The organism is Enterobacter sp. BNK-14 (assembly GCF_047456095.1).
Classification (GTDB): Bacteria; Pseudomonadota; Gammaproteobacteria; order Enterobacterales; family Enterobacteriaceae; genus Enterobacter; species Enterobacter kobei.
The window spans coordinates 2,347,135-2,362,074 of sequence record NZ_CP179897.1 but is presented as its reverse complement, the minus strand read 5'-3'; the positions used below and the strand labels follow the sequence as shown (position 1 = coordinate 2,362,074).

The window sequence follows — 14,940 nt, the reverse complement described above, 5'->3', positions numbered from 1 at the left end:
ACATCACTCTTTGATTAGCTTAGCGTAAAAGAAGCCATCACCCTCTTCCGCACCCGGCAGGTTCTGCTGACCCGGGTTTTCAGGTGTTCCCGTATCACGCAGCGTAGCGTCCGGAGTGCGTTTAAGGAAGGCCGCGATTTGCTGGCTGTTTTCTTCCGGCAGCACGGAGCAGGTCGCGTAGATCAGCGTTCCACCAGGTTTTAGATGCGGCCAGATGGCGTCAAGAATATCCGATTGCAGTTGGGCAAGTTCCTTGATATCACGATCGCGGCGCAGCCACTTGATATCGGGGTGACGGCGAATAACACCGGTTGCAGAGCAAGGGGCATCCAGCAAAATACGATCGAATTGTGTTTCACCACACCATTCTGCGGGTTTGCGTCCATCGCCCTGCTTAACCTGAGCCTTCATACCCAGACGCTTAAGGTTATCGTAGACGCGTGAAAGACGCTGCTCATCAACATCGACTGCCATCACGCTGGCCTGCGGAGCCACTTCCAGAATGTGCGTTGTTTTTCCGCCCGGTGCTGCGCACAGATCGAGGATCTGCTCGCCATTTTTCGGGTCAAGGAAAGTCATACAACCCTGAGCAGAGGCATCCTGTACGGTCACCCAGCCTTCATCAAAACCGGGTAAAGCATGTACCGGTGCAGGGGAAGCTAAACGCACGGCGTCAGGATAGGCATCATGTGTGAATCCACTCATTCCGGCCTCTTCGAGCAAGCTCAGCCAGGCATCGCGGGTATGATGATTCCGGTTAACGCGCAGCCACATCGGTGGACGTTGATTATTGGCTTCGGCAATGTTTTGCCATTGTTGTGGATACGCCTTTTTAAGGCGATTCAGAAGCCAGTCCGGATGCAGGTAACGTGTTTCGCTTTGCGTAAATTCAGCCAGCAGCTCTTCCTGCTGTCGCTGGAACTGACGCAGTACACCGTTGATCAACCCTTTCAACTGAGGACGTTTAATCGCAACGGCACCTTCCACCGTCTCAGCCAGTGCGGCATGAGGGGGGATTCGGGTATGAAGAAGCTGATAAAAACCCACCATAATCAAATAATGTATGGTGCGCTGTTTGCCGGTCATTGGGCGTGACATCAGCTTATTAATGAGCCACTCAAGTTGAGAGAGAGTGCGCAGGACGCCAAAACAGAGCTCCTGAAGCAGGGCTTTGTCTTTATCAGATACTTTTTGTTGCAGGGGAGGCAGGACATTACTCAATGACTGACCCTGCTCGATGACCTGCTCAACGGCCTGCGCCGCCATACTGCGAAGATTTTGTTTTTTCATAACCGTAAAAATAAAAATGCCCGGAACACCGGGCTTTAAGCAAATATTGGATCAGGCAAGGCGATTGCCCGGTATAAACCATTCGCGACGGGAATTTAACAGATCCTGTGCACTCATGGCTTTCTTACCGGCCGGTTGTAATGACTCAAGATTCAGGATCCCTTCTGCAGTCGCAACCTGGATTCCGTTCTTGCTGGCGTCGATAATCGTACCGGGTTCAGCTGCTGTGATGCTGTTAATCACTGACGCTTTCCAGACTTTCAGGGGCTGCTCATCAATCATCAGCCAGCTCATTGGCCATGGATTGAAGGCGCGGATGCAGCGTTCAAGTTGAGCGGCGGAGAGAGACCAGTCGATCCGGGCTTCTTCTTTGCTCAGTTTTTCGGCGTAGGTGACGAGAGACTCATCCTGAACCTCAGGCTTCGCCGTATTGTCAGCAAGCTGCTGTAAGGTCTTAATGAGCCCTTGTGGGCCGAGATCTGCCAGCTTGTCATACAGCGTAGCGCTGGTATCTTCTGCCGTAATGGGACACGTCAACTTATACAGCATGTCGCCCGTGTCTAAACCTACATCCATCTTCATGATTGTAACGCCGGTTTTAGCATCACCCGCCCACAGGGAGCGCTGTATAGGTGCCGCACCACGCCAACGCGGGAGCAGGGAACCATGCACGTTGATACAGCCCAGGCGAGGCATATCAAGCACGGCTTTTGGCAGAATTAAACCATACGCCACCACCACCATTACGTCGGCATCCAGGTCAGCAACCAGCTGCTGGTTTTCCTGTGGGCGTAAGGAGGCGGGCTGGAAAACGGGTAGCCCATGCTCTTCTGCCAGCACCTTTACGGGGCTCGGCATCAGTTTTTTACCGCGACCTGCCGGGCGGTCCGGCTGGGTAAAGACGCCAACAACCTGGTGACCAGAAGATAACAGCGCGCCAAGATGACGCGCTGCAAAATCAGGGGTTCCCGCGAAGATAATACGTAGTGTTTTAGACACGATGATCCTTGTATCCGGGGGGACGTTATGCGCGAGAGCGCAAACGATCCAGTTTCTCTACTTTCTGACGAATACGCTGCTGTTTCAGCGGCGAGAGGTAATCGATAAACAGTTTACCGACCAGATGATCCATCTCATGCTGAATACAAATCGCCAGCAGGTCGTCTGCTTCCAGTTCGAACGGATTACCGTCACGATCCAGGGCGCGAATTTTCACTTTTTCGGCACGTGGCACCAAAGCGCGCTGTTCAGGAATGGACAAACAGCCTTCCTCGATACCCGTTTCGCCGCTCTTTTCAAGCAACTCAGGGTTAATCAGCACCAGACGCTCATCGCGATTTTCAGAAACGTCGATCACGATAATACGCTTGTGAATGTCTACCTGGGTCGCCGCCAGGCCAATGCCTTCTTCAGCGTACATGGTATCGAACATATCATCGACGATACGCTGAATTTCTGCATTCACTTCTTTAACCGGTTCAGCGACGATGCGAAGGCGCTCGTCCGGAATATGTAACACTTGCAAAACTGCCATAAATTTCCAGAGTCGTGTTCAGGAGTTGATAAGAATATTACTTCTATTCTAGACAAATCCCCGGTCGATTGACAGCATCAGTGACCAATCGCAATGATTGCGCAGGCCGCTTATGGCAGGGGGAAAGGATGACGTCTACCGAGATATGGTTACGGCTTATCCACACGGGTTCTCTGTGTGGTGATGGGATGCTGGAAGCCGCTGCACGGTTGCTCAAGCAGACAAATATAGATGTTCCTGCTGTCATAGACGCCGGGCTGTCAGCAAAACAGGCTAGCCGGTTCTTTGCCTTAGAGGAAAGTGAACTGGAGCGAAGCCTTAAGTGGCTTGAAATGCCGGGAAATCATTTGTTGACGGCAAACCATCCCTTTTATCCCCCTTTGCTGCGAACGATTCCCGATTATCCTGGGGCATTATGTGTAAAAGGTAACTTAGCGACACTTAATACTGTCCAACTGGCTGTGGTGGGGAGTCGGGCGCCGTCATGGTACGGTGAGCGGTGGGGGAAAATCCTGTGCGAACAGCTTTCACAAAGCGGTTTCACAATCACCAGTGGGTTGGCCTGCGGTATTGACGGTGTCGCCCATCACGCTGCGCTGTCCGCAAAAGGACGTAGCGTGGCCGTGCTGGGGAACGGCCTGTTTAGCGTTTATCCCCGTCGGCATCAGGCTCTGGCGATGCAGATTATTGAATCTGACGGGGCGATAGTGTCTGAGTTTCCTCTCTCGGCACAGCCCCGACCGGCAAACTTTCCGCGCCGTAATCGGATTATCAGCGGGTTAAGCCAGGGCGTCTTGGTCGTTGAAGCGGCAGTGCGAAGCGGCTCTCTGGTCACGGCCCGGTGCGCACTTGAGCAGGGGCGGGAGGTTTTCGCCTTGCCCGGTCCGATAGGTAACCCCGGCTGCGAAGGGCCACACTGGCTGATAAAGCAGGGCGCAACGCCGGTAACCGAGGTAGGGGATATTCTTGAAAATTTGCAACATGGGTTGCAATGGCTGCAGGAAGATCCCGAAAAGCGACATTATTCGTCAGATCAGGGAAAGGTGGCATTGCCATTTCCTAAGCTCCTGGCTAACGTAGGAGATGAGGTAACACCTGTTGACGTTGTCGCTGAACGTGCCGGCCAACCTGTGCCAGTAACGGTAGCACAGCTACTCGAACTGGAGTTAGCAGGGTGGATCGCAGCTGTACCCGGCGGCTATGTCCGATTAAGGAGGGCATGCCATGTTCGACGTACTGATGTATTTGTTTGAGACTTACATCCATAACGAAGCAGAAATGCGAGTGGATCAGGACAAATTGACACAGGATCTTACCGATGCGGGGTTTGAGCGGGAAGATATCTATAATGCGTTGATGTGGCTGGAAAAACTGGCTGATTATCAGGAAGGCCTCGCCGAACCGATGCAGCTTGCTTCTGACCCATTGTCAGTACGCATCTATACCGCTGAAGAGTGTGAAAGGCTGGATGCCAGCTGCCGGGGATTCATCTTATTCCTTGAGCAGATTCAGGTGCTAAACCTCGAAACGAGAGAAATGGTGATAGAGCGCGTCATGGCGCTGGATACGGCAGAATTTGAACTGGAAGATCTCAAATGGGTGATCCTGATGGTTCTGTTTAATATCCCGGGTTGTGAAAATGCCTATCAGCAAATGGAAGAATTACTCTTTGAAGTGAATGAAGGTATGCTGCATTAATTCAAATGTGCAGCACCAAGAGTTGTTATGGCCAAATCCGCACTATTTACGGTGCATAAAAACGAGCCCTGCCCGCAGTGCGGGGCTGAACTTGTTATTCGGTCCGGGAAACACGGTCCGTTTCTCGGTTGTTCACACTATCCGGAATGTGATTATGTCCGTCCTCTTAAAAGCCAGGCGGATGGACATATCGTCAAAATTCTGGAGGGGCAGTTATGTCCTGCCTGTGGTGGTGAATTAGCGTTGCGTCAGGGGCGGTTCGGTATGTTTATTGGCTGTAGCCGTTATCCGGAATGTGAGCATACAGAACAAATTGATAAGCCAGATGAAACGGCTATTGCCTGTCCTCAGTGCCAACGTGGTCAACTGGTACAGCGTCGTTCTCGTTTTGGTAAGACTTTCCATTCCTGCGATCGTTACCCTGACTGCCAGTTCGTTATCAATTTCAAACCGGTAGCGGGTATCTGCGTGCATTGCCATTATCCGCTACTCATCGAGAAGAAAACCGCGCAAGGCATTAAACGCTTCTGCGCCAGTAAACAATGTGGAAAGCCGGTTCCGGCGGATCAAAACAGTGAATAATAACCTGCCATCAGGTTCCATTGCGTATGCAGTGGACGTACTGAAAAAAGAAGAAGTCATCGCTTATCCAACTGAAGCTGTTTTTGGGGTCGGTTGCGATCCTGACAGTGAGACGGCCGTTGGCCGATTGCTGGCACTTAAGCAACGGCCTGTCGAAAAAGGACTGATTTTAATCGCGGCCAATTATGAGCAGCTTAAACCTTACATTGATGATTCCATGCTTACCCCGGCCCAGCGTGAAGCCATCTTCTCCGTATGGCCTGGACCGGTGACCTTCGTTTTCCCGGCCCAGCCGACAACACCGCGCTGGTTAACCGGAAGGTTTGATTCGCTGGCGGTGCGCGTCACCGACCATCCGCTGGTGGTTGAGCTTTGTGTGGCGTTTGGTAAACCACTGGTTTCAACCAGCGCGAATCTGACCGGGTTACCTCCGTGCCGGACAACCGAAGAAGTGCTGGCACAGTTCGGGAATGATTTCCCGGTTGCTGCCGGCGAGACGGGAGGGCGCCTGAATCCGTCCGAAATTCGCGACGCATTAACCGGTGAACGTTTTCGTCAGGGGTAATCTCATGGAAACTTATGCTGTTTTTGGTAACCCGATTGCGCACAGTAAGTCACCCTTGATCCATCAGCAATTTGCGGAACAGTTGCAGATAGATCACCCTTACGGTCGCGTGCTGGCACCGGTTGATGCATTTATCCCAACGCTCGAGGCGTTTTTCGCTGCGGGCGGCAAAGGGGCGAATGTGACGGTTCCCTTTAAAGAAGAGGCATTTGAACGTGCAGACGAACTGACCGAGCGTGCTTCACTTGCTGGTGCAGTAAATACCTTAAAACGGCTTGAGGATGGCCGCCTTCTGGGTGACAACACTGACGGGATTGGTTTACTGAGCGATCTGGAAAGACTTTCGTTTATCAAGCCTGGTTTCCGGGTTCTGCTGATTGGTGCGGGTGGTGCATCGCGGGGCGTGCTGTTGCCCCTGCTTTCACTGGACTGTGCAGTGACCATTACCAACAGAACCTTTTCCAGGGCAGAAGCGCTGGCGGCGTTGTTTGCCCATACCGGTAGCGTGAGCGCCATCGCGCTTGAGGATCTCGAAGACCGTGAATTTGATCTGGTCATCAATGCCACGTCCAGCGGCATTAATGGTGAGATCCCGGCAATCCCCGTTTCTCTTATCAACTCTCATATGTACTTCTATGACATGTTTTACCAGAAAGGGAAGACACCCTTCCTTATGTGGTGTGAAGAACATGGCGCGAAACAGTTAGCCGATGGGCTGGGGATGCTGGTGGGCCAGGCTGCGCATGCGGTGCTGCTCTGGCATGGGGTGTTACCTGCAGTCGAGCCGGTGATAGAAAAGTTAAAGCAGGAGCTTTCGGCGTGAATCAGGCTATTCACTTCCCGGACAGAGAGAGCTGGGATGAGGATAAACAAGCAGTCTGCTTCCCGGTGCTGGTGCAGGGGATGCAACTTACCTGTGCCATTCATAGGGAAACGCTGCTACGTCGTTTTGGCGGTTCAGATCCTTTAGACATATTTTGTGAAAATCGCTGGGATCTTGAAGAAGAAGCCAGCGATTTAATCCGCGACCAGCAGGAAGACGATCAGGGCTGGGTCTGGTTATCCTGATCCAGATAGTCATTCTTCCATTTAACGTAGTTGTTCGCCGAGTATTTTAATCCTTCGATCTCTGCCTCCTTCAGGGGGCGGATCTGTTTTACAGGGCTACCCAGATAGAGATAGCCGCTCTCCAGCCGTTTGTTCTGCGGGACCAGGCTACCGGCACCAATCATTACGTCATCTTCTACTATGACGCCATCCAGCAAAATCGATCCCATGCCAACAAGTACGCGATTTCCTATAGTGCAGCCGTGAAGCATCACTTTGTGACCAACGGTGACATCCTCTCCAATAATGAGTGGATTACCTTCCGGGTTATAAGAGGATTTGTGCGTGACATGCAGAACGCTGCCGTCCTGAATATTGGTACGTGCGCCAATCGACACAGAGTTAACGTCTCCCCTGATGGCAACGAGTGGCCAGATACTGACATCATCAGCCATTCGGACATCACCTACGACTACGCTGCTGGCATCGATCATCACGCGATCGCCTTGTTTGGGGAACAGATCTTTATAAGGACGTAATACAGTAGACATAACTACCTCTAAGGATGAGCGCTAGACAGAAGACTTTGATCATATTATGGGATCGAGGCAAGGCAAAATACGTCAATATTTAAGCAGATCGGGCGGGATTTCAGCGAAAAGCGCGGAAAATCAGCAGTTGGAAAAAAAGATCTAAAAAATACTTGTGCTAAAAAATGGGATCCCTATAATGCGCCTCCATCGACACGGCAGATGTGAATCACTTCACAGACAACCCGGTCGGTTGAAGAGAAAAAATCCTGAAATAACGGGTTGACTCTGAAAGAGGAAAGCGTAATATACGCCACCTCGCAACGGTGAGCGAAAGCCGCGTTGCAACTGCTCTTTAACAATTTATCAGACAATCTGTGTGGGCACTCAAAGTGACATGGATTCTTAACGTCGCAAGACGAAAAATGAATACCAAGTCTCTGAGTGAACATACGTAATTCATTACGAAGTTTAATTCACGAGCATCAAACTTAAATTGAAGAGTTTGATCATGGCTCAGATTGAACGCTGGCGGCAGGCCTAACACATGCAAGTCGAACGGTAGCACAGAGAGCTTGCTCTCGGGTGACGAGTGGCGGACGGGTGAGTAATGTCTGGGAAACTGCCTGATGGAGGGGGATAACTACTGGAAACGGTAGCTAATACCGCATAACGTCGCAAGACCAAAGAGGGGGACCTTCGGGCCTCTTGCCATCAGATGTGCCCAGATGGGATTAGCTAGTAGGTGGGGTAACGGCTCACCTAGGCGACGATCCCTAGCTGGTCTGAGAGGATGACCAGCCACACTGGAACTGAGACACGGTCCAGACTCCTACGGGAGGCAGCAGTGGGGAATATTGCACAATGGGCGCAAGCCTGATGCAGCCATGCCGCGTGTATGAAGAAGGCCTTCGGGTTGTAAAGTACTTTCAGCGGGGAGGAAGGTGTTGTGGTTAATAACCACAGCAATTGACGTTACCCGCAGAAGAAGCACCGGCTAACTCCGTGCCAGCAGCCGCGGTAATACGGAGGGTGCAAGCGTTAATCGGAATTACTGGGCGTAAAGCGCACGCAGGCGGTCTGTCAAGTCGGATGTGAAATCCCCGGGCTCAACCTGGGAACTGCATTCGAAACTGGCAGGCTAGAGTCTTGTAGAGGGGGGTAGAATTCCAGGTGTAGCGGTGAAATGCGTAGAGATCTGGAGGAATACCGGTGGCGAAGGCGGCCCCCTGGACAAAGACTGACGCTCAGGTGCGAAAGCGTGGGGAGCAAACAGGATTAGATACCCTGGTAGTCCACGCCGTAAACGATGTCGACTTGGAGGTTGTGCCCTTGAGGCGTGGCTTCCGGAGCTAACGCGTTAAGTCGACCGCCTGGGGAGTACGGCCGCAAGGTTAAAACTCAAATGAATTGACGGGGGCCCGCACAAGCGGTGGAGCATGTGGTTTAATTCGATGCAACGCGAAGAACCTTACCTACTCTTGACATCCAGAGAACTTTCCAGAGATGGATTGGTGCCTTCGGGAACTCTGAGACAGGTGCTGCATGGCTGTCGTCAGCTCGTGTTGTGAAATGTTGGGTTAAGTCCCGCAACGAGCGCAACCCTTATCCTTTGTTGCCAGCGGTTAGGCCGGGAACTCAAAGGAGACTGCCAGTGATAAACTGGAGGAAGGTGGGGATGACGTCAAGTCATCATGGCCCTTACGAGTAGGGCTACACACGTGCTACAATGGCGCATACAAAGAGAAGCGACCTCGCGAGAGCAAGCGGACCTCATAAAGTGCGTCGTAGTCCGGATTGGAGTCTGCAACTCGACTCCATGAAGTCGGAATCGCTAGTAATCGTAGATCAGAATGCTACGGTGAATACGTTCCCGGGCCTTGTACACACCGCCCGTCACACCATGGGAGTGGGTTGCAAAAGAAGTAGGTAGCTTAACCTTCGGGAGGGCGCTTACCACTTTGTGATTCATGACTGGGGTGAAGTCGTAACAAGGTAACCGTAGGGGAACCTGCGGTTGGATCACCTCCTTACCTTAAAGAACCTGCCTTTGTAGTGCTCACACAGATTGTCTGATGAAAAGTAAATAGCAAGGCGTCTTGCGATTGAGACTTCAGTGTCCCCTTCGTCTAGAGGCCCAGGACACCGCCCTTTCACGGCGGTAACAGGGGTTCGAATCCCCTAGGGGACGCCACTTGCTGGTTCGTGAGTGAAAGTCACCTGCCGTCATATCTCAAAACTGACTTGCGAGTCATGTTTGAGATATTTGCTCTTTAAAAATCTGGATCAAGCTGAAAATTGAAACGACACACATGTTATGTGTGTTCGAGTCTCTCAAATTTTCGCAAACCGATGATGAATCGAAAGAAACATCTTCGGGTTGTGAGGTTAAGCGACTAAGCGTACACGGTGGATGCCCTGGCAGTCAGAGGCGATGAAGGACGTGCTAATCTGCGAAAAGCGCCGGCGAGGTGATATGAACCTTTGACCCGGCGATGTCCGAATGGGGAAACCCAGTGTGATTCGTCACACTATCGTTAACTGAATACATAGGTTAACGAGGCGAACCGGGGAACTGAAACATCTAAGTACCCCGAGGAAAAGAAATCAACCGAGATTCCCCCAGTAGCGGCGAGCGAACGGGGAGCAGCCCGGAGTCTGAATCAGCTTGTGTGTTAGTGGAACGGTCTGGAAAGTCCGACGGTACAGGGTGATAGTCCCGTACACGAAAATGCACAGGTTGTGAACTCGAAGAGTAGGGCGGGACACGTGGTATCCTGTCTGAATATGGGGGGACCATCCTCCAAGGCTAAATACTCCTGACTGACCGATAGTGAACCAGTACCGTGAGGGAAAGGCGAAAAGAACCCCGGCGAGGGGAGTGAAAAAGAACCTGAAACCGTGTACGTACAAGCAGTGGGAGCCTACTTGTTAGGTGACTGCGTACCTTTTGTATAATGGGTCAGCGACTTATATTCTGTAGCAAGGTTAACCGTATAGGGGAGCCGAAGGGAAACCGAGTCTTAACTGGGCGTTAAGTTGCAGGGTATAGACCCGAAACCCGGTGATCTAGCCATGGGCAGGTTGAAGGTTGGGTAACACTAACTGGAGGACCGAACCGACTAATGTTGAAAAATTAGCGGATGACCTGTGGCTGGGGGTGAAAGGCCAATCAAACCGGGAGATAGCTGGTTCTCCCCGAAAGCTATTTAGGTAGCGCCTCGTGAATTCATCTTCGGGGGTAGAGCACTGTTTCGGCTAGGGGGCCATCCCGGCTTACCAACCCGATGCAAACTACGAATACCGAAGAATGTTATCACGGGAGACACACGGCGGGTGCTAACGTCCGTCGTGAAGAGGGAAACAACCCAGACCGCCAGCTAAGGTCCCAAAGTCATGGTTAAGTGGGAAACGATGTGGGAAGGCACAGACAGCCAGGATGTTGGCTTAGAAGCAGCCATCATTTAAAGAAAGCGTAATAGCTCACTGGTCGAGTCGGCCTGCGCGGAAGATGTAACGGGGCTAAACCATGCACCGAAGCTGCGGCAGCGACACTATGTGTTGTTGGGTAGGGGAGCGTTCTGTAAGCCGTTGAAGGTGGCCTGTGAGGGTTGCTGGAGGTATCAGAAGTGCGAATGCTGACATAAGTAACGATAAAGCGGGTGAAAAGCCCGCTCGCCGGAAGACCAAGGGTTCCTGTCCAACGTTAATCGGGGCAGGGTGAGTCGACCCCTAAGGCGAGGCCGAAAGGCGTAGTCGATGGGAAACAGGTTAATATTCCTGTACTTGGTGTTACTGCGAAGGGGGGACGGAGAAGGCTATGTTAGCCGGGCGACGGTTGTCCCGGTTTAAGCATGTAGGCGGAGGTTCCAGGTAAATCCGGTACCTTTTAACGCTGAGGTGTGATGACGAGGCACTACGGTGCTGAAGTAACAAATGCCCTGCTTCCAGGAAAAGCCTCTAAGCATCAGGTAACACGAAATCGTACCCCAAACCGACACAGGTGGTCAGGTAGAGAATACCAAGGCGCTTGAGAGAACTCGGGTGAAGGAACTAGGCAAAATGGTGCCGTAACTTCGGGAGAAGGCACGCTGATATGTAGGTGAAGCCCCTGCGGGTGGAGCTGAAATCAGTCGAAGATACCAGCTGGCTGCAACTGTTTATTAAAAACACAGCACTGTGCAAACACGAAAGTGGACGTATACGGTGTGACGCCTGCCCGGTGCCGGAAGGTTAATTGATGGGGTTAGCGGTAACGCGAAGCTCTTGATCGAAGCCCCGGTAAACGGCGGCCGTAACTATAACGGTCCTAAGGTAGCGAAATTCCTTGTCGGGTAAGTTCCGACCTGCACGAATGGCGTAATGATGGCCAGGCTGTCTCCACCCGAGACTCAGTGAAATTGAACTCGCTGTGAAGATGCAGTGTACCCGCGGCAAGACGGAAAGACCCCGTGAACCTTTACTATAGCTTGACACTGAACACTGGTCCTTGATGTGTAGGATAGGTGGGAGGCTTTGAAGCGTGGACGCCAGTCTGCGTGGAGCCGACCTTGAAATACCACCCTTTAATGGCTGGTGTTCTAACGTAGACCCGTGATCCGGGTTGCGGACAGTGTCTGGTGGGTAGTTTGACTGGGGCGGTCTCCTCCCAAAGAGTAACGGAGGAGCACGAAGGTTAGCTAATCCTGGTCGGACATCAGGAGGTTAGTGCAATGGCATAAGCTAGCTTGACTGCGAGAGTGACGGCTCGAGCAGGTGCGAAAGCAGGTCATAGTGATCCGGTGGTTCTGAATGGAAGGGCCATCGCTCAACGGATAAAAGGTACTCCGGGGATAACAGGCTGATACCGCCCAAGAGTTCATATCGACGGCGGTGTTTGGCACCTCGATGTCGGCTCATCACATCCTGGGGCTGAAGTAGGTCCCAAGGGTATGGCTGTTCGCCATTTAAAGTGGTACGCGAGCTGGGTTTAGAACGTCGTGAGACAGTTCGGTCCCTATCTGCCGTGGGCGCTGGAGAATTGAGGGGGGCTGCTCCTAGTACGAGAGGACCGGAGTGGACGCATCACTGGTGTTCGGGTTGTCATGCCAATGGCACTGCCCGGTAGCTAAATGCGGAAGAGATAAGTGCTGAAAGCATCTAAGCACGAAACTTGCCCCGAGATGAGTTCTCCCTGAGACTATAAGTCTCCTGAAGGAACGTTGAAGACGACGACGTTGATAGGTCGGGTGTGTAAGCGCAGCGATGCGTTGAGCTAACCGATACTAATGAACCGTGAGGCTTAACCTTACAACGCCGAAGCTGTTTTGGCGGTGAGAGACGATTTTCAGCTGATACAGATTACAGAATTTGCCTGGCGGCTTTAGCGCGGTGGTCCCACCTGACCCCATGCCGAACTCAGAAGTGAAACGCCGTAGCGCCGATGGTAGTGTGGGGTCTCCCCATGTGAGAGTAGGGAACTGCCAGGCATCAAATTTAGTGTGCTGATATGGCTCAGTTGGTAGAGCGCACCCTTGGTAAGGGTGAGGTCCCCAGTTCGACTCTGGGTATCAGCACCACTTTATACTTAGGTTAAAGTTCGGCAAGAAGTAAAAGAATTTGTCTGGCGGCTTTAGCGCGGTGGTCCCACCTGACCCCATGCCGAACTCAGAAGTGAAACGCCGTAGCGCCGATGGTAGTGTGGGGTCTCCCCATGTGAGAGTAGGGAACTGCCAGACATCAAATAAGTGAAAAGGCCATCCGAAAGGATGGCCTTTTTGCGTTTATGTGCAGAAAAAACGGTAGGCCGGGTAAGGCAAAGCCTCCACCCGGCAAAGCAAATGACTAATGAATCACCTGCGACAGGAATGCACGCGTACGTTCCGACTTCGGATGCGCAAAGAACTCATCCGGTGGGGCCTGTTCAACGATCTCACCGCGGTCCATAAAGATCACCCGGTCTGCCACCGTTCTGGCAAAACCCATCTCATGCGTCACGCACAACATCGTCATCCCGGATTGCGCCAGCCCAATCATAGTATCCAGCACTTCTTTCACCATTTCCGGATCCAGCGCAGATGTCGGTTCGTCAAACAGCATAATTTTGGGTTTCATGCATAGCGAACGGGCGATAGCCACACGCTGCTGTTGTCCGCCTGAGATCTGGCCGGGAAACTTATTGGCGTGCTCTGCAATACGTACGCGTTCGAGGTAATGCATTGCCAACGCCTCCGCTTCCTGTTTCGGCATCTTTCGTACCCAAATCGGCGCAAGCGTACAGTTCTGCAGAACGGTCAGGTGGGGAAATAGATTAAAGTGCTGAAATACCATCCCCACTTCCTGGCGTACGCGTTCGATATTGCGAATATCTTCATTCAGCTCGATACCATCAACCACAATGCGTCCCTGCTGATGCTCTTCAAGATGGTTGATACAGCGAATGGTTGTCGATTTCCCTGAACCGGAAGGGCCGCAAAGAACGATTCGTTCGCCTTGCTTTACCTTGAGATTAATGTCTTTCAGGACATGAAACTGTCCATACCATTTATTCACGTTTTCCAGCGTAATCATCGCGTCGGCGGGTGTCATAGTAATTTGGCTCATAATTTCCTCAGTGCGGTGTACGCCCGGTGTTAAAGCGCTTTTCCAGGTGCTGGCTGTAGCGCGACATGCTAAAACAAAAGATCCAGTAGATCAGAGCAGCAAAGACATATCCCTCGGTGGACATGCCCAGCCAGGCAGGGTCAACGGTTGCCTGCTGCACGCTGCTAAAGAGATCGAACAATCCGATGATGATGACCAGGCTGGTATCTTTGAAGAGGGCAATGATCGTGTTGACCAGGCCCGGGATCACCAGCTTGAGTGCTTGTGGAAGGATGACCAACCCCTGCGTTTTCCAGTATCCGAGAGCAAGTGATTCCGCTGCTTCGTACTGGCCTTTAGGTAACGCCTGCAGGCCACCACGCACAACTTCAGCGACATAGGCAGACTGAAACAGAATCACCCCGACCAGGGCACGAATCAGTTTGTCGATCGTTGTACCTTCTGCCATAAACAGCGGCAGCATGACCGAAGACATAAACAATACGGTGATCAGTGGTACGCCACGCCAGAACTCAATAAAGATCACTGAGAGCACACGCACGACCGGCATTGTTGAACGACGCCCCAGAGCGAGTAAAATGCCCCACGGCAGAGCGCCAGCTATCCCCACAGAAGCGATAATCAACGTCAGCGTCAGACCGCCCCACTGGCGTGTTTCAACGCGTTCCAGCCCCAGGAAGCCGCCATACAACAACACCCAAACAATAATGGGATACGCTACAGCCCAGCCGGCAATATAGCGTCCGCGATGAGGTAGCTTTTTCCCGAACATTACGGCGATGGAAAGCAGACCGATAACCAGCGCCAGATTAATCCGCCAGCGCTGTTCATGAGGATACAATCCATACATGAACTGGCCAAAACGCTCGTGAATAAACACCCAGCATGCGCCTGCTTTCGTACAGTCGGCACGCGTGGAACCCACCCAGTTCGCCTGCAGGAATGCCCAGTTGAGTAGCGGCGGGATCAGTTCCCACATCAACCACAGGCAGACTATTGTCAGCAGGCTGTTGCTCCAGCTGGAGAACAGGTTCTTACGTGCCCAGATAATGAAACGTCCACCGGTTGTGCTGGCTGGACGCGAGGAGTGCGACAGTATCGCTTTCGACATC

At 52.2% G+C, this 14,940-nt stretch carries 12 protein-coding genes, 2 tRNA genes and 4 rRNA genes; 12 read left to right on the top strand and 6 right to left on the bottom strand.

The annotated features are described in order from the left end of the window. Positions 1–3: 3 nt before the first annotated feature. The 3 genes from rsmB to def are packed head-to-tail and all read right to left on the bottom strand — an operon-like array spanning position 4 to position 2,824. Positions 4–1,290: a 16S rRNA (cytosine(967)-C(5))-methyltransferase RsmB gene (gene rsmB, locus ACMGGM_RS11260; protein WP_045135128.1), complete on the bottom strand. Its 1,287-nt coding sequence runs from the start codon at positions 1,288–1,290 to the stop codon at positions 4–6. 51 nt (positions 1,291–1,341) lie between these two features. Then, positions 1,342–2,289 (bottom strand): methionyl-tRNA formyltransferase, encoded by a 948-nt coding sequence (fmt, locus tag ACMGGM_RS11255; protein ID WP_045135127.1) that lies wholly within the window; start codon positions 2,287–2,289, stop codon positions 1,342–1,344. Positions 2,290–2,314: 25 nt separating this feature from the next. Continuing rightward, entirely contained in the window at positions 2,315–2,824 is a 510-nt protein-coding gene (gene def / locus ACMGGM_RS11250) for a peptide deformylase (protein ID WP_006812188.1), read from the bottom strand. A 128-nt stretch (positions 2,825–2,952) separates the two neighbouring features. Here def and dprA point away from each other — a divergent pair, with 128 nt between their 5' ends. From dprA to ACMGGM_RS11220, 6 genes are read left to right on the top strand one after another with little or no spacing between them, the layout of a single operon-like run. Then, positions 2,953–4,077: a DNA-protecting protein DprA gene (dprA, locus tag ACMGGM_RS11245; protein WP_023337877.1), complete on the top strand. Its 1,125-nt coding sequence runs from the start codon at positions 2,953–2,955 to the stop codon at positions 4,075–4,077. After that, entirely contained in the window at positions 4,049–4,522 is a 474-nt protein-coding gene (smg, locus tag ACMGGM_RS11240) for a DUF494 family protein Smg (RefSeq protein ID WP_008503477.1), read from the top strand. Before dprA ends, smg begins: the two co-directional genes overlap by 29 nt. 27 nt (positions 4,523–4,549) lie before the next feature. Continuing rightward, a complete protein-coding gene (locus tag ACMGGM_RS11235; protein WP_023338824.1) occupies positions 4,550–5,104 on the top strand; it encodes a type I DNA topoisomerase in 555 nt (184 codons plus the stop codon). Further along, a complete protein-coding gene (gene tsaC / locus ACMGGM_RS11230) occupies positions 5,097–5,669 on the top strand; it encodes an L-threonylcarbamoyladenylate synthase type 1 TsaC (RefSeq protein WP_023337875.1) in 573 nt (190 codons plus the stop codon). The genes ACMGGM_RS11235 and tsaC overlap by 8 nt, the downstream gene beginning before the upstream one ends. 4 nt (positions 5,670–5,673) lie before the next feature. Further along, on the top strand, positions 5,674–6,492 hold the full coding sequence (gene aroE / locus ACMGGM_RS11225; protein WP_014885457.1) for a shikimate dehydrogenase: 819 nt from the start codon (positions 5,674–5,676) through the stop codon (positions 6,490–6,492). Continuing rightward, entirely contained in the window at positions 6,489–6,737 is a 249-nt protein-coding gene (locus tag ACMGGM_RS11220; protein WP_023337873.1) for a DUF1488 domain-containing protein, read from the top strand. The genes aroE and ACMGGM_RS11220 overlap by 4 nt, the downstream gene beginning before the upstream one ends. Here ACMGGM_RS11220 and ACMGGM_RS11215 read toward each other — a convergent pair. Beyond that, positions 6,713–7,267, bottom strand: a complete 555-nt coding sequence (locus ACMGGM_RS11215) for a gamma carbonic anhydrase family protein (RefSeq protein WP_059373080.1) — start codon at positions 7,265–7,267, stop codon at positions 6,713–6,715. The two genes, ACMGGM_RS11220 and ACMGGM_RS11215, sit on opposite strands and share 25 nt — an antisense overlap. Positions 7,268–7,739: 472 nt before the next feature. Here ACMGGM_RS11215 and ACMGGM_RS11210 point away from each other — a divergent pair. From ACMGGM_RS11210 to rrf (ACMGGM_RS11185), 6 genes are all read left to right on the top strand, one after another. Next, a 16S ribosomal RNA gene (locus ACMGGM_RS11210) occupies positions 7,740–9,279 on the top strand. Positions 9,280–9,364: 85 nt separating this feature from the next. Then, positions 9,365–9,440, top strand: a tRNA-Glu gene (locus ACMGGM_RS11205). A 192-nt stretch (positions 9,441–9,632) separates the two neighbouring features. After that, positions 9,633–12,535, top strand: a 23S ribosomal RNA gene (locus ACMGGM_RS11200). Positions 12,536–12,598: 63 nt separating this feature from the next. Then, positions 12,599–12,714 (top strand): 5S ribosomal RNA (gene rrf, locus ACMGGM_RS11195). 14 nt (positions 12,715–12,728) lie between these two features. Continuing rightward, a tRNA-Thr gene (locus ACMGGM_RS11190) sits at positions 12,729–12,804 on the top strand. Between the two features lie 43 nt (positions 12,805–12,847). Beyond that, positions 12,848–12,963: ribosomal RNA gene (gene rrf, locus ACMGGM_RS11185) — 5S ribosomal RNA — on the top strand. The 16S, 23S and 5S rRNA genes sit together here with 2 tRNA genes alongside, the layout of an rRNA operon. Positions 12,964–13,069: 106 nt before the next feature. Here rrf (ACMGGM_RS11185) and ACMGGM_RS11180 read toward each other — a convergent pair. Next, positions 13,070–13,828: an amino acid ABC transporter ATP-binding protein gene (locus ACMGGM_RS11180; protein WP_014885454.1), complete on the bottom strand. Its 759-nt coding sequence runs from the start codon at positions 13,826–13,828 to the stop codon at positions 13,070–13,072. A 7-nt stretch (positions 13,829–13,835) separates the two neighbouring features. Further along, entirely contained in the window at positions 13,836–14,939 is a 1,104-nt protein-coding gene (locus tag ACMGGM_RS11175) for an amino acid ABC transporter permease (protein WP_045134746.1), read from the bottom strand. Between the last annotated feature and the right edge of the window lies 1 nt (position 14,940).